The organism is Paenibacillus sp. JJ-223 (assembly GCF_927798175.1).
Classification (GTDB): Bacteria; Bacillota; Bacilli; order Paenibacillales; family Paenibacillaceae; genus Paenibacillus; species Paenibacillus hubeiensis.
Window position 1 is genome coordinate 179257 of the sequence record NZ_CAKMMP010000004.1, and the last position, 21563, is coordinate 200819.

20 protein-coding genes are annotated in these 21563 nt (G+C 50.7%); 7 read left to right on the forward strand and 13 right to left on the reverse strand.

What is annotated here, in order from left to right; genetic code table 11:
- Positions 1-173: 173 nt before the first annotated feature.
- Both L6H98_RS09350 and L6H98_RS09355 read right to left on the reverse strand, forming a co-directional pair.
- The gene (locus L6H98_RS09350) at positions 174-947 is read right to left on the reverse strand and encodes an SDR family oxidoreductase (RefSeq protein ID WP_236414587.1); all 774 of its coding nucleotides are present in this window, start codon (positions 945-947) and stop codon (positions 174-176) included.
- Between the two features lie 55 nt (positions 948-1002).
- Complete coding sequence (locus L6H98_RS09355; protein ID WP_236414588.1) at positions 1003-1461, reverse strand: chemotaxis protein CheX; 459 nt, start codon at positions 1459-1461, stop codon at positions 1003-1005.
- A 651-nt stretch (positions 1462-2112) separates the two neighbouring features.
- Here L6H98_RS09355 and L6H98_RS09360 point away from each other — a divergent pair.
- Together L6H98_RS09360 and L6H98_RS09365 are read left to right on the forward strand one after the other, a co-directional pair.
- The gene (locus tag L6H98_RS09360; RefSeq protein WP_236414590.1) at positions 2113-3015 is read left to right on the forward strand and encodes a LysR family transcriptional regulator; all 903 of its coding nucleotides are present in this window, start codon (positions 2113-2115) and stop codon (positions 3013-3015) included.
- A 29-nt stretch (positions 3016-3044) separates the two neighbouring features.
- Positions 3045-3854: a histidinol-phosphatase gene (locus L6H98_RS09365; protein WP_236414592.1), complete on the forward strand. Its 810-nt coding sequence runs from the start codon at positions 3045-3047 to the stop codon at positions 3852-3854.
- A 232-nt stretch (positions 3855-4086) separates the two neighbouring features.
- On the opposite strand, the gene L6H98_RS09370 is transcribed toward L6H98_RS09365, so the two are convergent.
- From L6H98_RS09370 to L6H98_RS09395, 6 genes are all read right to left on the reverse strand, one after another.
- Complete coding sequence (locus tag L6H98_RS09370) at positions 4087-4743, reverse strand: GNAT family N-acetyltransferase (RefSeq protein WP_236414594.1); 657 nt, start codon at positions 4741-4743, stop codon at positions 4087-4089.
- A 140-nt stretch (positions 4744-4883) separates the two neighbouring features.
- Positions 4884-5618, reverse strand: a complete 735-nt coding sequence (locus L6H98_RS09375; protein ID WP_236414595.1) for a metallophosphoesterase family protein — start codon at positions 5616-5618, stop codon at positions 4884-4886.
- A gap of 30 nt (positions 5619-5648) precedes the next feature.
- On the reverse strand, positions 5649-6425 hold the full coding sequence (locus L6H98_RS09380; protein ID WP_236414598.1) for a metallophosphoesterase: 777 nt from the start codon (positions 6423-6425) through the stop codon (positions 5649-5651).
- Between the two features lie 412 nt (positions 6426-6837).
- On the reverse strand, positions 6838-7602 hold the full coding sequence (gene sdhB, locus L6H98_RS09385) for a succinate dehydrogenase iron-sulfur subunit (protein WP_236414600.1): 765 nt from the start codon (positions 7600-7602) through the stop codon (positions 6838-6840).
- A 466-nt stretch (positions 7603-8068) separates the two neighbouring features.
- Positions 8069-9811, reverse strand: coding sequence for a succinate dehydrogenase flavoprotein subunit (gene sdhA, locus L6H98_RS09390; RefSeq protein WP_236414602.1), 1743 nt, complete (start codon positions 9809-9811; stop codon positions 8069-8071).
- A 39-nt stretch (positions 9812-9850) separates the two neighbouring features.
- A complete protein-coding gene (locus tag L6H98_RS09395) occupies positions 9851-10519 on the reverse strand; it encodes a succinate dehydrogenase cytochrome b558 subunit (protein ID WP_236414604.1) in 669 nt (222 codons plus the stop codon).
- A gap of 295 nt (positions 10520-10814) precedes the next feature.
- Here L6H98_RS09395 and L6H98_RS09400 point away from each other — a divergent pair, with 295 nt between their 5' ends.
- Positions 10815-11741, forward strand: a complete 927-nt coding sequence (locus tag L6H98_RS09400; protein WP_236414606.1) for a LysR family transcriptional regulator — start codon at positions 10815-10817, stop codon at positions 11739-11741.
- A gap of 37 nt (positions 11742-11778) precedes the next feature.
- On the opposite strand, the gene L6H98_RS09405 is transcribed toward L6H98_RS09400, so the two are convergent.
- A complete protein-coding gene (locus L6H98_RS09405) occupies positions 11779-12450 on the reverse strand; it encodes a TrkA family potassium uptake protein (RefSeq protein ID WP_236414608.1) in 672 nt (223 codons plus the stop codon).
- A gap of 17 nt (positions 12451-12467) precedes the next feature.
- Positions 12468-13799, reverse strand: coding sequence for a TrkH family potassium uptake protein (locus L6H98_RS09410; RefSeq protein ID WP_236414857.1), 1332 nt, complete (start codon positions 13797-13799; stop codon positions 12468-12470).
- 473 nt (positions 13800-14272) lie between these two features.
- Between L6H98_RS09410 and L6H98_RS09415 the strand changes: the two genes are divergently transcribed.
- Positions 14273-15970 carry a type II CAAX endopeptidase family protein gene (locus L6H98_RS09415; protein ID WP_236414610.1) on the forward strand — a complete coding sequence of 566 codons (1698 nt, stop codon included), beginning with the start codon at positions 14273-14275 and terminating at the stop codon, positions 15968-15970.
- On the opposite strand, the gene uvrC is transcribed toward L6H98_RS09415, so the two are convergent.
- Together uvrC and trxA are read right to left on the reverse strand one after the other, a co-directional pair.
- On the reverse strand, positions 15939-18029 hold the full coding sequence (gene uvrC, locus L6H98_RS09420) for an excinuclease ABC subunit UvrC (protein WP_236414612.1): 2091 nt from the start codon (positions 18027-18029) through the stop codon (positions 15939-15941). The genes L6H98_RS09415 and uvrC overlap by 32 nt on opposite strands.
- A gap of 85 nt (positions 18030-18114) precedes the next feature.
- A complete protein-coding gene (trxA, locus tag L6H98_RS09425; RefSeq protein ID WP_236414614.1) occupies positions 18115-18432 on the reverse strand; it encodes a thioredoxin in 318 nt (105 codons plus the stop codon).
- Between the two features lie 260 nt (positions 18433-18692).
- On the opposite strand from trxA, the gene L6H98_RS09430 reads away from it, so the two are divergent.
- On the forward strand, positions 18693-18848 hold the full coding sequence (locus L6H98_RS09430) for a YqzM family protein (protein WP_236414616.1): 156 nt from the start codon (positions 18693-18695) through the stop codon (positions 18846-18848).
- Between the two features lie 133 nt (positions 18849-18981).
- Here the strand turns inward: L6H98_RS09430 and dnaI are convergent, their stop codons facing one another.
- Positions 18982-19935: a primosomal protein DnaI gene (gene dnaI, locus L6H98_RS09435; RefSeq protein WP_236414618.1), complete on the reverse strand. Its 954-nt coding sequence runs from the start codon at positions 19933-19935 to the stop codon at positions 18982-18984.
- Positions 19936-20378: 443 nt separating this feature from the next.
- On the opposite strand from dnaI, the gene L6H98_RS09440 reads away from it, so the two are divergent.
- Positions 20379-20984, forward strand: coding sequence for a TetR/AcrR family transcriptional regulator (locus tag L6H98_RS09440; protein WP_236414620.1), 606 nt, complete (start codon positions 20379-20381; stop codon positions 20982-20984).
- A gap of 87 nt (positions 20985-21071) precedes the next feature.
- Entirely contained in the window at positions 21072-21527 is a 456-nt protein-coding gene (locus L6H98_RS09445; RefSeq protein WP_236414622.1) for a DoxX family protein, read from the forward strand.
- Positions 21528-21563: the final 36 nt, after the last annotated feature.

The window sequence follows — 21563 nt, forward strand, 5'->3', positions numbered from 1 at the left end:
ATCCTTATTTAAAGTAATAGTTGCGCCAGTCTATCTTCACATTACCTTTCATTATATGCGAAAAAAGTCCACACACCAAATATCGGTTTGCAAAAAGTAGCATGTTCAAAAAAAATAAAGCCCCTCGCGGAGCTTTTTCGGATGTTCCATATGATAAAACGATGGGTGCGACCTTATTTCTGATTCATCATGCCGTGGGTCAGACGGTCGGCAAGACGTGGGAACAGCTGGTACAGGCGTATGCCCGCCGACGCCAGTCGGGGCAGATTCACTTCTTCCTTGCGTTTCTTCATCGCCCGGATCATGTGCGCGGCAACATCCTCCGGCTTCAGCATCATCCAGCGCACATTGTTGACATAGTTACCGGACGGGTCGGCACGGTCGAAAAACGGCGTATCGATCGGTCCTGGATTAATCGTGGTCACCACCACGCCCGTTTTGCGCAACTCCTGGCGCAGCGCATTGCTAAAACCAAGAACGGCATGTTTCGTCGCCGTGTAGGAAGCCGACTTGGCTGTACCGATCTTTCCGGCCATAGAGGCCACATTGACGATCTGGCCCTTGCCACGTTTCAGCATTTGGGGCAGCACGGCTTTTGTACAGCGCACAATCCCCATGTAGTTGACATTCATCATCTCTTCGAACTCCTGCACCGTCATGTCTGCGATTGCCGCAAACCTGCCGTAGCCTGCATTGTTCACCAAAATGTCCACTTGGCCGTACTTCTTCATCACGCTGTCCACGGCTGCCTGAACCTGTGTATCATCGGTGACATCCAGCTCAAGCAATTCATGTCGTCCTGTTAACGAAGCTCCGATTCCTTCGAGCCTGTCCCGCGAACGGGCAGCCAAAACGGGAATGGCACCTTCTTCAATCAGCATTCGGGCACAGAGCTCGCCGATGCCGCTCGATGCGCCCGTAATGAAAACGATCTGGTCCTTCAACATATCCGAAATCCTCCCGTAATGAACGCTAATGCCCTTTCAGGCGTTTGGTTCCATTTTACGAGATCATGACTTGAATATCCATCTCACCGATACCGTCCATCATAAGCGGTATGCATAGTGCTTTCGAGGCATTGAACTCCGTCAGATGTTCCGACTTCATGACTTGTGGAGGCGTAATGTCTACAACTACGCCCTGGCTGGATAATATGGTGCTTGCATTCCCGCTGATCATGTTGCCAAGCTCCGAAATGGCGCTTTTGCTCATATCATCCATCTCCGTAATCACAAAACCGCCCATCATGGCAGAAACGATTTTGAGCGCAACCTGCTCCTGAATGCCAAATACGATGTTTCCGCTCAGCTGCCCTGTCATGCCGATCACGATCCAAACATGGTCAGCAATGTACTCCACGTTCTTCACGCCCAGATTCCCGGTGGAAGGTGAAACCTGAATGAGTTGCTCAAATACGTTTCGCGCGGATTCCAGGAAAGGATTAATCACTTCCGCTTTCACTGTTTAATGTCCCCCTTACACTGGGTTATGGGTCACACACCAAAAGTCCCATTTTCAATAATTTCATTATACTTTATCACGTCCAAGAATTCATCATGAATTCGGCAAGGCATGTGCTCTATAATTTATCGTCATTGATAGATCAAATGTTTATAGCTGTTATTGGCGAATTCTCACAGCTTTTCTCCCCTGCCGGGCAAGAATTGGCGATTCCAGGGGGTAGAACTTTGGTTTTAGGACTATTTTACCTATATTTCGATGAGCTTCGGCGGGGAAAGAGAAGAATCATGTCCAGTGATATATGTACCAACCCGTTGTACAGATTGTGCAAAAGTTGCTTCCATCTGCTTCATTGCCGTGCTGCCCCGTTTCCCATATAATTTAAAGTAACAGAACGATGACATGTTTGCGGGATTTTTTTACTCCCCCCTATATAAGTTGAACTATATATTTACACAACAACGGAGAGGACAGAACAAATCTGGAGAAGCGAAGCATTCGCCTTTATCCCCGGATTTCCCTCTTTGAGAAAAATTCAAAAAAATCTGGGGATAACAGCGATCGGAAGATGGTTCTGACCGCGCAGTGGTCCTGTGTAAAATCTTTTATTCAACTTATATAGTTGACAAGTTGATCGCAAGGAGGCCAACCATGAATATCAGCCAACTGGAAACGCTGATTACGATTTCCAAAACGATGAGCTTCCGCAAGGCAGGCGAGCTTTTGAATCTGACTCAACCTGCCGTTTCCGCCCAGATCAAAAGTCTGGAGGACGAATTCAACACCGTGCTCGTGGATCGCAATCAGCCCGTTACCCTCACGGACCGGGGGAAAGTATTTTTGGAGCATGCAGAGCGCATGCTGGATATCGTGGATGAGCTGAAGCAGAAACTATCCGACCTGGATGAGACCCCTCAAGGACATATCGTATTAGGGACAACCACTTCCATTGCCATTCAGATTTTGCCGCGCGTGCTGTCCTATTTTCAGGATCAATTTCCCTTGATCAAGACGAGCATTCAATCCATGCCCTCCTCGCAAATTTATACGCTGGTGGAGAGCGGGTTAATCGACATCGGCATCGGGTATCTGACGGAGCGCAATCCAAACCTGAATACGTCCGTGTTGTATTATGATACGTTTGAACTCATTGTTTCTCCTGCCCATCCTTTGGCCAAACTAAAACATGCTTCAGTGGACGTGCTGCGCGATATCCCGCTGATCCTGCTGTCGCCGGACACGGTTGGCCGCAAGTTTACGGAAGGCATTCTCAAAAAACACGGCATCGAACCGAATGTGGTCATGGAGCTGTCCAGCAGCGAGGAAATCAAAAGGATGGTTGAAATCAACCTCGGAGCCTCGATCATTTCCAAGCAGTCGGTCGCGCATGAACTCCGGCAAGGGACGCTGAAAATGATCCCGCTCGGCGAGCTTGAAGTCAGCCATCCCGTGGGCGTCATTTACAAAGCAAGCCGTTATCTCAACTCGGCCATGCAGCAGTTTTTGAGCGACCTCAAAGGCATGCCTGAAACGCAGTTCATCAGTTCGGAATAAGAAATTTGCCCGAGAAAGGAAGAACAGTCATGAAATTCGATCTTCATACCCACCATTTTCGCTGCGGTCATGCAGACGGAAACATTCGCGATTACATCGAAGCAGGCATCCGTGCCGGACTGCAAGCGATCGGCATCTCCGATCATACGCCGTATTTCGGCAGCGAAGAAGAGCATGCATTCCCCCGAATTGCCATGGCTAAGTCGGAATTGCGTCATTACGTGGAAGAAGTGCTTGCATTGAAAGCCGAATATGCAGGCAAAATCGACGTTCTGCTTGGCATCGAGTCCGACTTTTTCCCAGCCCATGCCGAGTTATACCGAAGCACGCTTGGTCAATATCCTTTTGATTATGTGATTGGTTCCGTCCACCATACCGAAGATGTCAGCATCTTCAACAAAACACGTTGGAAAGGACTAAGCGATGCAAGAAAGATCGAAGTCAAAGAAAAGTATTACGATTTGATCAGCCAATCTGCACGCAGCGGCATGTTCCAGATTCTCGGCCATATCGACGCCATGAAGGGCAACTATCCTCCTTTCTCGGAAATCAAGACGGATCAAGCGATCGATCATACGCTTAAAGTCATTGCCGAATGCAACGTGGCCATCGAAATCAACACTTCAGGCAAAACCAAACTGAGCGGCGGCTGGTATCCTTCGGATGCCATTTTGGAAAGAGCCCGTTTTTACGGGGTCAAAGTCACGTTCGGATCGGATGCCCACAAGCCCGCACGCGTAGGAGACGAACTCGAAGCGGTCCGCGACAGGCTGAAGCAGATCGGTTTTACCGACTGGGTATATTTCAAACAGAAGCAGATGCAGGTGGTGCCACTGTAACCATAACCCGTTGCCAAGAGCAGTGCTCTCTTCAGGCAATGGGTTTCTTTTTGTTCATGGAACCCTGATTCTGGAGGCAAAAAAAATGAACCCGTTCGCACGGGTCCCAACAGCATAATCTATTTATCAAAAAGGGGGTCATGAGATAAGTTTACCCCTTGTCTGTTAGAGTTCAATTGCAGCTATATTTCAATTGTGTAACAAATGATCGATGTTTGTTACATCCTGATGGCTAATATAAATTATGCGCTTCAGGTTTGCCGAATGCCACCGGTTGCAACGTATGCAGAAAATCTTGTTTTTGAGCGAATTCATACTGTTCCTTGCATATGCCGTAAATGTGCACGTCCAGCTCATGGCCTGGCATGGCTGCATCCGCCCGAGCCGGCCCGTATGACGCAATCGTCCGTTCCCGGCTCATCCCGAGTTTGCGCAGCACCTGAAGGGACATTTGGTTTGCTTCATAACAGCGTGCCTCCACTTTGGAGAGCTGCAATTCGCCAAAACCAAATTGCAGCAAACGGCGTACAGCTTCCGTCGCGACGCCTTTGCCCCACATCGACTTGTCCACAATGTACCCCACTTGCGCGGTTCGCCCATGTTCGTTCCAATTCTGAAAGGAAGCAAGGCCAATTACGCTTCCCGTCTCCCTCCAGCAAATGCCGTAATGAATCGAATCGAGATTGGCGCTGCTGCTGCGGATTTGATTCAGCAGTCTTCTCGCACGAATGGGTGCAGGCTGACTCCCCCTGTTCACGTACTGGATAACCTGCGGATCGGAAAGCAAATCGGCGATCATGCCGAAATCGCTCTGGCGCAATGTCCGCAAAACCAGACGCTCCGTCTGCAGCATGGGCAATCCTTCCATCAGCATGTCTCGCGTCAACATGATCATCGCTCCTTTTGCCTGTCGAATAAGGTTCCGATAAGACAAGCTTGCTCCCAAGAAATTCCGGCAGCAACCGTATGCATCGACGATCCGAATCAAAGTGTAGCTTTCCTTCAAACGCCCTTTTCTATACTGCGGCTCTATTGATCCTGCAAACCGCGATAAACGCCTGTTCGCAGCTCACGGATATAAAAATCCAGAAACGGCACATTGGCCTGCTCCGCCGCGCGCACCTCTTGTTCGATATCATAAGGGACACGCACGAATTGCAGATTAAAGGCACTTTTAACATCATTGCTGTTTTCGCCTTCGATAATGCAATAGGACGCTTGAGTCATATCCAGAGGATTGCCCACGCTTCCAACATTAAAAAGCATCTTGCCGTTCAGATGCTGCAAAAACGCATTGTGCACATCACCATAACCGACGATATCGGCTGTTCCGAATCCCGTCGCCTCTTCCGGAGCATCGAACATCGCCATTCTCTGCTCCATTTCATCCCATGGCTGCACGCGATGATATACGCTCTTCGGCGAAGCATGCACCAGACGGATGGCACGCCCGCTAAGCCGAAGCTCATAGCTGAACGGAAGATTGGCCAAATAGGCCAGGCGGTTTGCTCCCAACCGTTCTGCCTGCCAGGTGAAATTTTCATTGTCCTTGTTCACGGCCACCAACTCGTCCCAATTGCCGCGGATCACCTGCTCGCAGGTTGTTCTCACGGAATCCACAGCCTCGGCAGGTGCCGGGCCTTTGCCCACGAGGTCGCCGAGACAAAATATGCGCGTGATTCCGCGATGACGAATATTATCCAGCACTGCATTCCACGCCGTCATGTTACCATGAATGTCCGAAACGATCGCTATTCTTTCCATCCGGCTGCCCTCCTTTGCCAAAGATCATATTTATATGTTCTCCAATGAAGCGGACGATCCTGCCGTTCTTTCAGGCATCCCTTTAAGTTGAAATACCGTTAACTCCGGCCTGCACAAAAACCGGATCGGCAGCTGTGTCATGCCAAACCCTCGGTTAACGTAGACCGGCATCCGCTGCTGCCCAACGTGATACAAGCCTTTAATATACTTGCGGGAACCCCGTGGTGTCGTCATCGCCCCAAGCAAAGGAAAACGCACCTGCCCTCCATGGCTGTGTCCGGATAGCTGCATTCCAAAGCCGAGGGGAGCGGCGAAATCTGCATAATCCGGCTCATGCATCAGCAGCAGCTTCCATATTCCGTCGTCCAAGCCTTGAACTGCCTTTTGTGGATCCGGATTGCCCGTGAGCCCATCATCCAGACCGACCAACGCAATCCGGGAATTACCGTTTTGTAGCACGGCATGACCATTGCATAACAAAATAAATCCGGCCTCCTGAAGCATGGCGGCTACTTGATTCTGCTCTTTGCCCCGATAATCATGGTTCCCCAACACTGCGAATTTACCATACTTCGCTTGCATGGAGCCCAGCACGGAAATATAGTCACGCATCGGAGCGGCTTCCCGTTCGACCATATCTCCGGTAAAACAAATCACATCCGGCTGCAGCTCCCCAATTGCGGAAGCGAGCTTCTGTACCTGCTTCAGATGGGTATGGAATCCGAGGTGCACGTCACTGAACTGGACGATGCGCAGCCCGTTCCATTCCTTGGGGAATCCCGGCAAACTCAGATCGACTTTCACCACATCGAGTAAGCGAGGCTCCCATAAGGCATACCCTCCAGAGAAAATAGCGGCTATGGCCAACATCAGCCTTTTTTTGAGCCGATCACCCCATCGGGAGGCGTCATGATTTTTCTCCTCTCCGGGGAATAAAGGGGGGGCTGTGTGAAGATTCGGGATTCGAGACGACGGTTGGCTGTTTCTGTGTCCGTAGTTTCCCATTCCTGTCTCACCATCCGCTCATATTAATTCCATCAGTATATCATATTCTTTACCCATTCACGCTCCCCTTTTCTGTGTTACGGGTCGGGAGATGTATTTGTTATATTTATGCCGAATGCGTTCAAGCGAAACATGTTCAGTCGAGGAAAAAAAAGAAGCCGAATCCTCGGCTCCTTTGTTCGTGTTCGTGGTTTGTTCCTTTGGCAAAACGGAACTACATGCCCAACCAACGCTTGAACATGTGTTTCGTTGTTTGTTTGTTCATTTCTGCAATGGATGTCGTAAGCGGTATGCCTTTTGGACAGGAACGAACGCAGTTTTGCGAGTTTCCACAACCTTCGATGCCCCCGGACTCCATGATGGCGTCCAGGCGCTCCTCCGCGTTCATTTCACCTGTCGGATGAGCATTGAACAACCGTACCTGCGACAGTGGTGCTGGTCCCATGAAGTTGGTCTTCTCATTGACGTTCGGGCAAGCTTCCAGACATACGCCGCAGGTCATGCATTTGGACAATTCGTACGCCCACTGGCGTTTTTTCTCGGGCATCCGTGGTCCTGGCCCAAGATCGTATGTGCCGTCGATCGGAATCCAGGCTTTGACCTTTTTGAGTGAGTTAAACATGCGGCTCCGGTCAATGACGAGGTCCCGTACGACAGGGAACGTTTTCATCGGCTCGATCCGGATCGGCTGTTCCAATTTGTCGATCAAAGCGGCACAAGCCTGACGCGGCTTACCGTTAATCACCATCGAACAGGCGCCGCAAACCTCTTCGAGACAGTTCGATTCCCAACATACAGGGGCAATCGACTCTCCCTTGTTATTGACGGGATTGCGCTGAATTTCCATCAGGGCGCTAATCACGTTCATGTTCGGGCGATAGGGAAGCTCGAATTCTTCATTGTACGGAGATGACTCCGGACTGTCTTGACGGGTAATGATAAACTTGACGGTTTTGCTGGCTGTTGCTGTTTCCGCCATATCGCTGTCCCCTCCTTGTGGTGACGATGATTGATCGTTGCTCATTATAGGACCGATAATGTCAGCACACAGTCACTCCGCTGCAAAAGTTACTTCCGATCGCTGTTATCCCCAGATTTTCTGATTCCCTTCTCCAAAGGGAAAAATCCGGAGATAAAGGCGACCGCTTCGCTTCTTCAGTAATCTTTTGACGCTTCGTTTGATGTGCAATCCATTTCATCCTGCTAAACATCAACGTAAATAATCTTTGGGACGTATTCAGAGGAAGCGCCGCTTCTCCAGGATAATGCCGCTTCCTCCGCTACACCGTGCAGCACTGCAACGTTTTACTGAAATATTGCAATATTCATGCTGGAATATAGCATTTAAAAGCTTACTGTACGCTTCGCTTCTTCAGTAATCTTTTGACGCTTCGTTTGATGTGCAATCCATTTCATCCTGCTAAACATCAACGTAAATAATCTACTTAATCTTTAGAATAGTCGCGTACCCGCGGCGGGATCAAGGAAACGTCCACAGGCTCGTACGAGATTTGCGGGCCGTCGGCTGTCCATGTCGCGATCGTTGTTTTGAGGAACTCCTCATCGTTGCGTTTCGCAAATTCAGGCTTGTAGTGTGCGCCGCGGCTCTCGTTTCTGAGCAGCGCGCCCAGCGTCATCGCTTCGGCCAACTCGAGCATGTTCCACAGCTGACGGGTAAATGCCGCTCCCGGGTTGTTCCAGCCGGATGTATCGTACATGTTGATTTTCCGGTAACGCTCTTTCAGTTCCTTGATTTTGCCGATCGTTGCTTCGAGCTTGTCGTTGTAACGAACCACCGTCATGTTGGCGGTCATCCACTCGCCCAGCTCTTTATGGATCACGTAGGCATTTTCATTGCCTTGCATTTTCAGGATGCCTTCGTATTTGTCGGTTTGGCGCTTCGTGTATCCGTCAAACACGCTGGAACTGATGTCTGCCGACGACTTTTTGAGTCCTTTGATGTATTCAACCGCTTTGGGGCCTGCGACCATGCCGCCGTAGATGGCGGACACGAGCGAGTTCGCGCCCAGACGGTTTGCGCCGTGGTATTGATATTCGCATTCTCCGGCAGCGAACAATCCCGGAATGTTGGTCATCTGATTGTAATCGACCCACATGCCGCCCATCGAGTAGTGGACCGCCGGGAAAATTTTCATCGGGATTTTGCGCGGATCGTCGCCCATGAATTTTTCGTAAATCTCGATGATGCCGCCCAGCTTGACGTCGAGTTCTTTCGGGTCTTTGTGGGACAGGTCCAGATAAACCATGTTTTCGCCGTTAACGCCCAGCCCCATGTCCACGCACACGCTGAAGATTTCGCGGGTTGCAATGTCGCGCGGGACCAGGTTACCGTAGGACGGATATTTTTCTTCAAGGAAGTACCATGGTTTTCCGTCTTTGTACGTCCAGATCCGTCCGCCTTCGCCGCGTGCCGATTCGGACATCAGGCGCAGCTTGTCATCCCCCGGGATGGCTGTCGGGTGAATCTGGATGAACTCACCGTTGGCATAGTTCACGCCTTGTTGATACACCGCGCTTGCAGCCGTGCCCGTGTTGATGACCGAGTTCGTCGTTTTGCCGAAAATGATGCCCGGCCCGCCGCTGGCGAGAATAACCGCTTCCGCAGGGAACGTCTGCACCTTCATCGTTTTCAGGTCCTGGGCTACGATGCCGCGGCAAATGCCTTCGTCGTCAATAACGGCCTGCAGGAACTCCCAGTTCTCGTATTTTGTGACGAGTCCGGCAGCTTCCCAGCGGCGCACCTGCTCATCGAGCGCATACAGCAGCTGTTGGCCTGTCGTTGCACCCGCAAATGCGGTGCGGTGATGCTTCGTTCCGCCGAAACGGCGGAAATCGAGCAATCCTTCCGGCGTGCGGTTAAACATAACGCCCATCCGGTCCATCAGGTGAATAATGCCCGGTGCTGCTTCACACATCGCTTTGACCGGAGGCTGATTGGCAAGAAAGTCGCCGCCGTACACCGTATCGTCAAAGTGTACCCACGGGGAATCGCCTTCCCCCTTGGTGTTTACCGCTCCGTTGATGCCGCCCTGGGCGCATACGGAGTGGGATCTTTTTACGGGTACCAGCGAAAATAAATGAACATGGACTCCGGCTTCAGCCGATTTGATCGTCGCCATCAAACCTGCGAGACCTCCGCCCACGATGATTACGTTAGATGATGCCATTTCTTTCACTCCCTTATATGTCGGCATTGAGCCCAATGCTTAGATGAAAACCGATTTGACTGCTTCGATCATTGAAGTGGTCGTTTGGAAATCCACGTTACGGAACGCGATCAGCGATGCGATGAACATGATCGACACGATGCCGAACAAGCTCATGCAAATGTAGGAGGATACGCGTTGAGCACGCGGCCCGACGGTAATGCCCCAGCTGACGAGGAACGACCACAGACCGTTCGCGAAGTGGTAGGAAGCCGCGATCACGCTGATCAGGTATAAAATGAACGTCACGGGATTCGTTACGACATCATGGATGATGCCTCCAAGTTCCTCATGCGTGACCTTGCCGAGCGCAACCTGTACCCGCGTCTCCCAAACGTGCCAGATGACGAATACAAAGGTAATGACGCCGCTGACCCGCTGAAGCGTATAACGCCAGTTGCGCTCATTGCCAAAGCGGCCAACGTTGGGCTTCGCCTGATAGGCTATATACAGTCCATACACGCCGTGATAGAATAGCGGCAACCAGATCAAGAGCGTTTCAAGTACGATCACGAGCGGCAGGCTGTTCAGAAAAGCAACAGCGCCGTTGAAGCCTTCTTTGCCGCCCTCTACCGCAGAGAAGTTTGTCACCAGATGCTCAATGAAAAACAAACTGAGCGGGATGACGCCAAGCAGGGAGTGCAGCTTTCTGGAGTAAAACCCTTTCATAAAATGTCGTTCCCCTTTCGAAATAACAACGTTTTCATAAATTCGTTCACACATCCGATGAGTTGATCTCCCCAATGGGGGGATTCAAACAAATTGTTCTGTTTTATTCAGGTGTGAACAACTTGTGTCACAATTCATGTTACTCTTTTTTTTCTTATAAGGGAATTGCAATATAATTATTAAAAGATATACCCTATATGCATAAGGGATAAACGCTGATGCATCTTTTCTTACCTTAAAGGAACGCCACCATCTATGACAATCATCACTCTCACTGGAAATGGGGTCTGCCGACATGTTCGAGGAATTAAACGCATTTGCCGCAGTTGTGGAGCAATCCAGCTTGAACCGCGCCTCCAAACTGTTGAATCTGTCTCAACCTGCTCTCTCGCGCAAAATTGCCAAACTGGAAGACGAGCTCGGGGTCACTCTCTTCCATCGCCGCGGCAAACGTCTGGAGCTGACCAGCGTGGGACAGCTCGCTTACACCTTTGCCGTGGAGCAGCAGCAGCAGCAGCACAAATTTTTGACCATGCTGGCACAATATAAAGAGGAAGAACAGAGCTCAATCACGCTGGGAGCCAGTCTCACGACGCTCCAAACGACGCTTCCTCCGCTCGTAAACGCCTTCATGGAGAAACACCCCAATGCGGAAATCAAGCTGCTGACAGGCAAAACCCATGAGATCGTCTCCTTTGTCCGGGAAAGGAAGGCCGATGTCGGCATCGTTGCATCTTCCATCAATGAAGCGGGTCTGAACTGCATTCCGCTGTTCGATGACCATCTTGAGCTGGTTGTTCCGCGAACGCATTCGCTCGCCGGACAGGAGGCAGGCATGGAGCACCTTCAGGATTTGCCGATGATCATTTTTTCCAAAGGCACATGGTACCGCAAACTCACCGACGACCTGTTTCAGCGCTGCGGGGTCATGCCTGACATACGCATGGAGATCGACTCGTTCGAAGCCATCATTCGGCTCCTTCCTACGGGAAAAGCGGCGGCACTGCTGCCCAAATCCTATCTTCGCCCCCAACTGCTGGCCGACAATGACCTGGTATCCGTTTATTTGCCCCAGCTTCAGCAAACCCGCCGCACCACAAGCATGATCTACGGCGGAAAGGAATTCCTGAGCGAAACGGCAAGGCAATGGGTCAAGGAGACGGCCGCTTTATTTACGACGAAAGCGCCGTTATCCTCCAGGAGGACAACGACGCCTACGTAAAATACACGGCGATGTAGATCGCCTAAGAAGCAATACATCAGCCTTCCTGACTGACGACCTGTTCTTCGAACCGTTCAATGTCGTCATTATTGCCGATGATGACCATAATGTCTCCCAATTGCAGCGTGTCCAGCGCAGTCGGAGCAATGATGACCCCGGCTTCCTTCTGCAGCGCCACGATGCTGATATTGAAGCGGACGCGCGCATTCAGGGTGGACAAGGTCGTATTGTGCATGCAGGCTGGAACCTTCATCTCCACGATGCTGTAATTATTGGAAAGTTCAATGTAATCCATCAGGTTCGGAGTCACGAGCTGGTGTGCCACACGAATGCCCATGTCACGCTCGGGATAGACCACGCGATCGATGCCCAGTTTGTCCAGGGCGCGTCCGTGCAGCACGGAAATGGCCTTGGCCACAACGGTTTTCACGCCCAGTTCCTTCAACAGAATCGCCGTGAGAATGCTCGTTTGAATATCGTCACCGATCGCCACGATGCCGCAGTCGAAATTGCGGATGCCGAGGGAACGAAGCACTTCCTCGTCCGTGGCATCCGCAACGACGGCATGCGTGACCAATTCGCTCATATCCTCCACAACCTCTTCGTTCTTATCGATGCCCAGCACCTCATAACCAAGCTCCATTAATTCCTGCGCCAGGCTTGAGCCGAAACGCCCGAGCCCGATGACCGCAAACTGCTGTGTTCTCATCGTTTTTCACGAACCCCTTATCCAATAATCATTTTGCCCTCAGGATACCTGTACAGTTCCTTACCCTTTTTCTGCGTAAGCGCATATGCCAGCGTGACCGGACCCAATCTTCCCACAAACATTGTCAGACAGATCATCACTTTGCCAAAGGTCGTCAGCTTCAACGTAAGCCCCATGGACAGACCTACCGTGCTGAATGCGGAAGTGGTTTCGAACAGGATCATCAGGAAGCTGCTGTCCTCCGTCGTACTGAGCACCATCGTCACGCCGATGATAAGCAGCAAGGCCAGCAGCGTGATCGTCAGCGCTTTGAAAATCCGTTCCTGCACCAGCCGGTAGCGAAAAAACACGATATCTTCCCGCCCGCGCATCATCGCGATGACGGCCCCGGCCATGATGAGAAACGTGGTTGTTTTAATGCCCCCACCCGTCGAGCCGGGGGAAGCCCCGATAAACATCAATATAATGATAAAAAATTGCGTGGCCTGCCTGAGGCCGGCAATATCCACCGTGTTGGCCCCTGCCGTACGCGGGGTAACCGATTGAAAGAACGATCCCAATATTTTCCCGCCCCAGTTCAGTCCGCCAAGCGTGCGTGGATTGTTGAATTCAAATATAAAAATGACAAGCGCGCCGAACACGATCAGCAGCCCGGTCATCATGAGCACCACTTTGGTATGAAGCGAAAGCTTGCGCGTTTTGCGATATTCCGCCAGATCGGACAACACGACGAACCCGATGCCGCCGGACACGATCAGGAACATCGCCGTAAAATTCACCATTGGATCATACACATACCCCGTCAGGCTGCGGAAATCCCCGAATAAGTCGAACCCTGCATTGTTGAACATCGAAATTGCATGCCAGTAGCCGTAATATGCCGCTTTTCCCAGCGGCATGTCGAACGCCCAACGTATGGCGAAAAGGGTCCCGCAAGCTGCTTCGAGAATAAGGGAGTATGCCACGACTTTGCGAATTAACCGCACGATGCCTTCCATCGTGCTCTGGTTCATCGCCTCCTGCAGGATCAACCGCTCGCGCAGCGAGATTCGCCGTTTGAAGGCAATGGCCACAAGCGTTGACATCGTCATGAATCCCAGCCCGCCGATCTGGATCAGCACGGCAATGATCACCTGGCCGAACACCGAAAAGTGCGTGCCTGTATCCACGACGACCAGTCCTGTGACACATACTGCGGAGGTTGCCGTGAACAGCGCATCGATAAACGGCAGGCTCTCCCCGTTTCTGCCAGATAGCGGAAGCATCAGAATGAACGTGCCGAGCAAGATAATGCCCGCAAAGCCCAAAACGAGAATACGCGGCGGAGATTGCAGCAGCGATCGAAACATCGGTTTCACTTGGTTATCAACCCCCTTTGCCGAAATGAAAATGACTCCAAGATGGAGTCGTGTCCGAAGTCACGCAAGGCATACCCATGGTGGATGCGCTAACAGGCGTCTATTCGGCTCATGATGAATATATCGTGTTTCTGTATCATTTCCCGTAACGCCGCATATAGTGCTTGGCGGGTTATTTTTATTCGTTCCCTTGTTTGGCCGAAGGCATGCGATTTATACGCATTGGCATCAAAAATTATAAGCGTTCCGCTTCTTGCAAACAAAACGGCTTTTCCCGGAAATAGCATCGAATTTCGCCGAATTGGGAAAAACTCTGATATGTGGATGAATGAAACCAACTGTTTCGATCGTTTTCATTCATTTTCAGGGATTTGCACCCGTTCTCGTTCCGGGATTGGCGCTCCATATCCACCCTATGATATCTTTACTGTTATAACACATGATTAAAGGAGGAAACATATTCAATGAATCCCTTAGGGCAGCCTCTGCGGGTTAAGGCCAATTTCAAGCGCTTGGGGTTGCTTGCGGCGATCGGTCTGATTTTATTTGCGGTGCTGCAGATTTTCCCTTCCACCTCAACACAAACAACGGATATCCAGTCTGCACCTATTATTACCAAGGCACAGGCGGTGCAATCTGCCCGATCCTTCGCGGCGTCCCTGCCGGACTATTCTCTTCCTGTCGACGAGGACGATGTGCTGGTCACTTACCAGACCCATTCCGATGTGTACGGGTATATGGCCAAAACCAAACAGCTGAACGATTACAACCGGAAATGGGAAGAACAATACCCTTATGACGTGTTTCGGGTCCGGCTGCCCGATGAAGTCAAAGGCGGTTATCTGCATGTTGACGTACATATGAGAACAGGTAAAGTTGTAGCTTTCAAACACGAGCTTCCTTCTTCATTATACGCATCCATCGAAGCGGAACCGGACAAGAGCAAAACCAACTCCGCCTTGCGGCTGGCTGAAGACAATATGACGTTGGAGCAAAAAGTGCAAAGCGCTGCAGGCATTGTAAAAGAGTTCGGATACGATGCTTCGCAATTGGAACTGGAAACCGGAGAAAACGACGGGGGGCTTGTATACTCCGATCCCACGAAACAAATTGGCGATTCCCGGCTTGAACTCCGCTTTACCTTCCAAAATGAAGAAGTCCGTTCGTTTGACGCCGTCTTCTCCGTACCTGAAGCGCACAATGCATATGTAAACCAACAGACTCGTCAGGCCAACTGGATGACGTACGCCGGCTATGGATTTCTAACGTTTGTCCTTGGCGTGCTCGCCATCATTTACAGCATCCTGACCCGGTCCCATACGTCGTTCAAACGGGGCTTTGTGCTGGCACTGGTGCACTTCGCCGCTTCCGTCATCGGCACGCTGAATATGATGCCGCTTTTCGAAGCCCAAGGATTGTCCAGCTTTATGCTTATGTTTCTAATGGTCATTCAACTGGGCGTCAATCTGGTCATGAGCGCAACGATCTACTTGTCACTCGTGGCCGGCGACGGCATGTGGCGAAAAATCGGTTATAATCCTTGGCCTCGTGCCAAAGAACCCGGTTACGGAAAATACGTGCTGGACAGCATGGTTGTCGGTTATTTGTGGGCCTTCATTCTGCTCGGCGTGCAGTCCATTTTGTTTCTCGTTCTGGAAAACAGCATCGGGACCTGGTCAACCACCTCGGCAGACCAATCCACGTATAATATGACATACGCATGGGTTTTCCCGATCATGGCATGGATGGCAGGGATCGGCGAAGAAGCGGTATATCGCCTGTTCGGCATACGCATGATGCAAAAAATCGTGCGCAATACGTTTATCGCCTGCTTGATCCCTACGCTGATATGGGCGCTCGGACATACCCTGTATCCGATTTATCCCGTCATTACGCGTCCGATCGAACTGACGGTCATCGGTTTGTTGTTCAGTCTGATTATGCTGCGGCACGGTTTTATCGCGGTCGTATTCAGCCACGTCATTTTCGACAGCTTGTTGATGGGTCTTAGCCTGATATTCATGGGAGACGTACTGAACGTTTCTGCCGGGATATTCTGGATCGTGCTTCCAGCCATCGTAGGTTACGTGATCTATCGTTTCAATCCACGCAAAAAAGAGAAGCCGTATGTTACGACTCCTCATCACGAAGCGCTGCAATAATTTGTTTGGCGAGCTTGTCGCCGATCGAGAGAGGCCGGAAGTCTTCGACGCTGGCCTCTTTGATTTTGCGCAAAGACCCGAAATGCTTCAGCAGCAGCTTGCGCCGCTTCTCTCCAATACCCGGAATCGAATCGAGCTTGGAGGTAACCATCGATTTGCCGCGCTGCTCGCGGTGAAACGAAATGGCGAAGCGGTGAACCTCCTCCTGAATGCGCTGCAACAAATAAAATTCCTGGCTGTCGCGCGGCAAAGCCACGACTTCCGGCGGATTGCCGATCATGAGCTGCGACGTTTTGTGCTTGGCATCCTTGACCAGGCCGCATACGGGAATGTACAGCCCGAGTTCATTTTCCAGCACGTCCACGGCTGCCGAAATTTGCCCTTTGCCGCCATCCACCACGATCAGGTCCGGCATGGTCAGGTTTTCCTTCAGCACGCGTTCATAACGCCGCCGGATAACCTCTCTCATCGTTTCGTAATCATCCGGTCCTTCGACCGAACGTATTTTGTACTTGCGGTATTCCTTTTTGTCCGGTTTGCCGTCGGTAAACACGATCATGGCCGAAACCGGGTTCGTGCCCTGAATGTTGGAGTTGTCGAACGCCTCGATCCGGCGCAGCTGGTCCAGACCGATCCAACGTCCCAAACCTTCCGACGCTTTGGATGTCCGTTCCTCGTTGCGTTCGATCAGCCTGAATTTTTCTTCAAGCGCAACCTTGGCATTGTCGACGGCCATTTTGATCATTTGCCGTTTCAGTCCGCGCTGCGGCACATAAACCTTGATGTCCAGCCATTCCTGCAATGCCGCGGCAGCCTGTGCCGGCTCTTCCAATCCGGACAACGGCTGGTCGGCCGGCTCCATTACCGATGCGGCAGACTCATCCTGCGGATGCATCGAAGGTTCGCCCGTTTCCCCGAGATCGCCGGACGGCGCATAATCTTCTCTGGATTCGGCCACCAGCAGCTCTTGCCCGGCATCCGATTCACGGAAAGACGTTTCCGTTTCGACCGTTTCGGCCGTTACCGCAGCCGCCGTGTCGCTATCCGGTTCCCCGGCCTCTACATCGTTCAATTCGAGCAATTCCTGCGGCATCTCCGGCAAAAGGATTTCTTGAGGCAATGCAGGGTTGTCGCTGTAGTACTGCGTCACGTAAGTCATGAAGTCGCTGTACGCATCCCCATAAAAAGGGAACGTCGACACATGGCGTTCGATCATTTTGCCTTGGCGGACGTACAAAATTTGAACGCACATCCAGCCTTTGTCGATCGCGAAACCGAATACATCCCGGTCCCTGGCATCCGCCATCGTGATTTTTTGCTTTTCCATAATGGCGTCGATGGCAATGATCTGGTCGCGCAGTTCCTTGGCCCGTTCGAAGTAAAGGTCTTCTGCAGCCTCCTGCATTTTGCGCTGCAGGTCTTTTTTGATTTCCTCATGCCCGCCGCCCAGAAAGGACGCCATTTCCTGGGAGATCTGCTCATACTGCTCCTTCGGCACTTCCTGCACGCAAGGCGCCAGACATTGGCCCATATGATAATACAGGCAGACTTCCTTCGGCATCACGCCGCATTTGCGCAAAGGATACATCCGGTCCAGCAGTTTCTTCGTTTGATGGGCTGCATATGAGTTAGGGTATGGGCCAAAATACTTCGCTTTATCTTTAAGCACCCGCCGGGTGACCTCCAAACGCGGATGCTGTTCATTCGTAATTTTGAGGTAAGGAAACGTCTTGTCGTCCTTGAGCAATACGTTGAAACGCGGCATATGTTTTTTGATCAGGTTGCACTCCAAAATGAGCGCCTCCATGTTGCTGCCGGTCACAATATATTCGAAATCGCGGATTTCGGAAACGAGCCGCTGTGTTTTCCCGTTGTGGCTGCCGATAAAATAGGAGCGGACACGGTTTTTCAACACTTTTGCCTTACCGACGTAGATGATGGTTCCTTCGCCATTTTTCATTAAATAACAGCCTGGCAGATCCGGCAGCAAAGCCAGCTTGTGGCGAATCCGTTCCAGTGCTTCTTCTTGTGCTTGTACCGTATTGATAAATTGTTCCATGCTTCAGCGGGTCCTCCCTCCCGATGAATTGTGACGCAAAACGCCCCCGGCGCATAACCGGAGGCGTATGTGTGTAACCCATGAATTATTGATGTTTTTCAATGATCCCTTTGAGAGCTTCTTTGGAGTTCAGACCAACCACTTTATCCACAGGTTGACCGTCTTTGAAGAAGATCAAGGTAGGAATGCTCATTACGCCAAAGCGGGAAGCAGATTCCGGGTTTTCATCCACATTGACTTTTGCGATTTTGACGGAATCGCCAACTTCGGAAGCCAGATCCTCCAGGATTGGAGCGAGCATTTTGCAAGGACCGCACCAAGGCGCCCAAAAATCAACAAGAACCGTTCCTTCGCCTTCGACTTCGGCGTTAAAGGATTGATCGGATACGTTAACAATAGCCATGATATTTGTCCTCCTTATATATGCTTTACGGTTAATATAACCTGTAACGTCGTGAACGACACTGCCATTATAACACAGGAGCGTTAATGTTGTGAAACCAACTTGGAAATGTTCATCTCGCGAACATCAAATCTTCATTTTCCACCTTTAATGGACCAAATGCTAAATCTTTACAAACGCTTTCTTTTCCAAGTATACTAAAAGCACTTCGGGCTCAGCCACCATCGCGGCAGGCTGCTCATCCCAAAGGAGGCAATAACATGGACACCAATGTGAGAATCAGCGACCCGCGCGAACATGTCAATGAGGAGCCCCGCAACGACCTGTTTGATCTGGTTGCGGGCGTAACAGGCATGTTTGGCCTGATGACCGTCATCTTTTTCGGTATGGTGATCTTTAAGTTTTTGACCGAATAAGAGCCGTCTGCACGCAGGGACCCAAAAAGCCCGGTTTTCGCAGCTTGCGAAGACCAGGCTTTTTGGGCTTATCGCTGTATCCGGGGTCCTGTGTCCCCTATAAGCACATCGGCACCGATTCCCACCTTAAAGGTTAGTCTTGCTTGCCTCGTTGGTTTTCACCGCGAACGGCCACGACATCCACAAACGGGCGAATACGGTCCATCAATCGCTGCCCCTTGTTCGTATCCTCGCCTTCCCTGCTCGTAAAACTCAGATGCTTTTCCAGACCATCCAAGTTGTAATTGGACGTATAAAAGGTAGGCTTGCGGTTCATGCGGTAGTTCAAGATGGATCCCATTACGTGATCCCGTACCCAAGGATTCAGGTTTTCCGCGCCGATATCGTCAAAGATGAGCACATCGCAATTTTTGAGGATTTCCGTCGTTTCCTTCAACTTCTGGCCCTCGGTGATCATGGATTTGAGGTCTTCCACGAAATCCGGCATATAAATGATGACCCCGGTATAACCCGCGATGGCCAGTTCATGCAGCAAGTAACACATCAAGAACGTTTTCCCCGTTCCGAAGGAACCCTCCAGGTATAAACCTCGCGTTGAAAGCCCGTTAACCTTTGCCTCATTGACATAACGCAGTACCTGGTTGACCGCAGGCGCACGCATCCGATCCCTGCCCATGATTTCCACGTCGTTGTATCCTGCATTCAACGCACGCTCGTCCACATAGAAACTGCGGATCCGTTTGCGGATACTCTGTTCGTTTTGCCAGGCCAGATGTTTGGCGCAAGGCGCCTTTTTATCTATGATTTCGGGTTTGCCGTTAAAATTCTCTACTTCCAGCTTGCAAAAGTGCCCCTGAAAATCGTTCGGACAGTTGTCCAATCCCGGGCAATTCGCGCAGTTTTTCGAATCCCTCGCAAATTGGTACAGTTTGCTCAGGTCGGTGATCAGGTGCGCGTCCTGCAATTCGGGATGCTTTGCGCGGAATTCCCGCACGTACGGGTCCTGAATCAACTGCTCCGCGATCCGCCGGGACTGCTCGCGAAAGGAAGGGTTCAGCTGCTGAAGCAGTCCTCCCAAGGATTCCATGGCTTCAAGCCCCCTTGTATATGCATTGTTGGAATTCACGATTAATGTTGCCTGCCCTTGAGACCATCCGCATTAAAACCTCGACGAGCGCATGGATCGGCACATCGGAAGGCAGCATTCGATTGAATGAAATCCTAACCTTCATTCTATAATAAGTTCGGGGAACAACTCAACCGCTTCGTTCGTCAATTTTTTGCCAGTTATTCATTCGATTCGACGTGTAGAATAGCGAAAATGCCTTCTCATGTAGAGTTTCTCGGTTGTTGATCTGGTCAAACCATCCGAAAGAAAAAGTGTTTACTCTATTTACAAACCAATGGTCTGTTTGTAAAATAAACATAATCATTAAAATATAAAAAGCTTTGCAGCTATAAAACAAACCGCTTGTCGGTTTATTATATACTTTTGGACGACCCGCACAGAAACCTAAGGAGGAGAAACTCTTGAAAAATGAAGACCGCAGAAAACAGACCATCGCCCAGCTTCTGGGATCCACAAAGGAATTGCTGCAGGATAAGGGATGCCATGCCATCACTTTAAAAGAAATTATGCAAAAATCGGGACTTTCCAAAGGCGCCATCTTCCACTATGTGAAAAGCAAGGACGAAATCTTCGTCTGGATTCTGAACGAACATTTGGAAAAGATACACGCTTCCTTCCTCGCCACAGTCCATCACGCCAAAGTAAAAACGTTCCAGGAACCGATGGATATCATCCGTTTGAATCTAACAGGACTCGAAGAAAAGGAAAATATCACCAACAAAATTTTATTGTATTTATTCGGGAAAGAAGAGGATGCCCCTCTGGTTTCTGAAGCACTGCAGCAATTTCACGAGAAATCGGTCAGTTATTCAAGGCAATGGATCGAGCTTGGGCAAGAGCATGGTGTCATCTCTAAATCGGTTCATGCGGAACAGATGGCAGAATTGTTCGTGCTGCTCTCCTTGGGAATGCGAATAAAAAGCTCGTATGGTTCGAAAGACACATCAAGCTTGGGCTCTAACGAAGTATCCCAATTTATAGCCCGCATGCTGACGCAGCAGGATTAATCGGAAAGCGATCGGTTTTTTCGGCTGATCATTATTCAAACCATGCGCGTCATTATTGAAGATAAACAACGATAAGGAGGAAATTACATGGCACCCTTATTGACCCTCTGTACCACTTTTTTGCTGCTTCGCGGACTTGGTTGGATCGGAGTACCTATGCTGGATCATTGGCATCCTGCCCTCCAAGGGGGCGTTGCCTGCATGTTTCTGCTGACCGCTTCTGCGCACTGGGGGAAACGAAGACCCGACTTGGTACTTATGGTGCCTCCGGGTTTGCCATATAAGGAAGGCATCGTGACTTGGACGGGAGTCCTTGAGATTGCGGGCGCCATCGGCATTCTTATTCCCGGCACCGCCTGGCTGGCTTCCAGCGGTTTGCTCTTAATGCTCCTGTTGATGTTCCCGGCAAATGCATATGCGGCTCGAAAAAAAATGTCCATACACGGAAAGCCCGTATGGCCGTTCTGGCCCCGTTTAATGCTCCAATTGATCTTCATCGCGGCTGTTATATTAGCTTCCCCCCTGTTCCTGGAAGGCGCTTAACAGCGCAGTACGCTCTTTAGAAGCATTCTTGCAGGT

Bases quoted from the DNA above. Each gene is read 5' to 3' on its own strand.
- L6H98_RS09365 (WP_236414592.1), top strand. From the start codon at position 3,045: ATGAAATTCGATCTTCATACCCACCATTTTCGCTGCGGTCATGCAGAC.
- L6H98_RS09395 (WP_236414604.1), bottom strand. From the start codon at position 10,519: ATGAAAGGGTTTTACTCCAGAAAGCTGCACTCCCTGCTTGGCGTCATC.
- L6H98_RS09445 (WP_236414622.1), top strand. From the start codon at position 21,072: ATGGCACCCTTATTGACCCTCTGTACCACTTTTTTGCTGCTTCGCGGA.
- L6H98_RS09430 (WP_236414616.1), top strand. From the start codon at position 18,693: ATGGACACCAATGTGAGAATCAGCGACCCGCGCGAACATGTCAATGAG.
- L6H98_RS09415 (WP_236414610.1), top strand. From the start codon at position 14,273: ATGAATCCCTTAGGGCAGCCTCTGCGGGTTAAGGCCAATTTCAAGCGC.
- L6H98_RS09375 (WP_236414595.1), bottom strand. From the start codon at position 5,618: ATGGAAAGAATAGCGATCGTTTCGGACATTCATGGTAACATGACGGCG.
- sdhB (WP_236414600.1), bottom strand. From the start codon at position 7,602: ATGGCGGAAACAGCAACAGCCAGCAAAACCGTCAAGTTTATCATTACC.
- L6H98_RS09360 (WP_236414590.1), top strand. From the start codon at position 2,113: ATGAATATCAGCCAACTGGAAACGCTGATTACGATTTCCAAAACGATG.
- sdhA (WP_236414602.1), bottom strand. From the start codon at position 9,811: ATGGCATCATCTAACGTAATCATCGTGGGCGGAGGTCTCGCAGGTTTG.
- L6H98_RS09400 (WP_236414606.1), top strand. From the start codon at position 10,815: ATGTTCGAGGAATTAAACGCATTTGCCGCAGTTGTGGAGCAATCCAGC.
- L6H98_RS09410 (WP_236414857.1), bottom strand. From the start codon at position 13,799: ATGTTTCGATCGCTGCTGCAATCTCCGCCGCGTATTCTCGTTTTGGGC.
- L6H98_RS09350 (WP_236414587.1), bottom strand. From the start codon at position 947: ATGTTGAAGGACCAGATCGTTTTCATTACGGGCGCATCGAGCGGCATC.
- dnaI (WP_236414618.1), bottom strand. From the start codon at position 19,935: ATGGAATCCTTGGGAGGACTGCTTCAGCAGCTGAACCCTTCCTTTCGC.
- uvrC (WP_236414612.1), bottom strand. From the start codon at position 18,029: ATGGAACAATTTATCAATACGGTACAAGCACAAGAAGAAGCACTGGAA.
- trxA (WP_236414614.1), bottom strand. From the start codon at position 18,432: ATGGCTATTGTTAACGTATCCGATCAATCCTTTAACGCCGAAGTCGAA.
- L6H98_RS09405 (WP_236414608.1), bottom strand. From the start codon at position 12,450: ATGAGAACACAGCAGTTTGCGGTCATCGGGCTCGGGCGTTTCGGCTCA.
- L6H98_RS09370 (WP_236414594.1), bottom strand. From the start codon at position 4,743: ATGTTGACGCGAGACATGCTGATGGAAGGATTGCCCATGCTGCAGACG.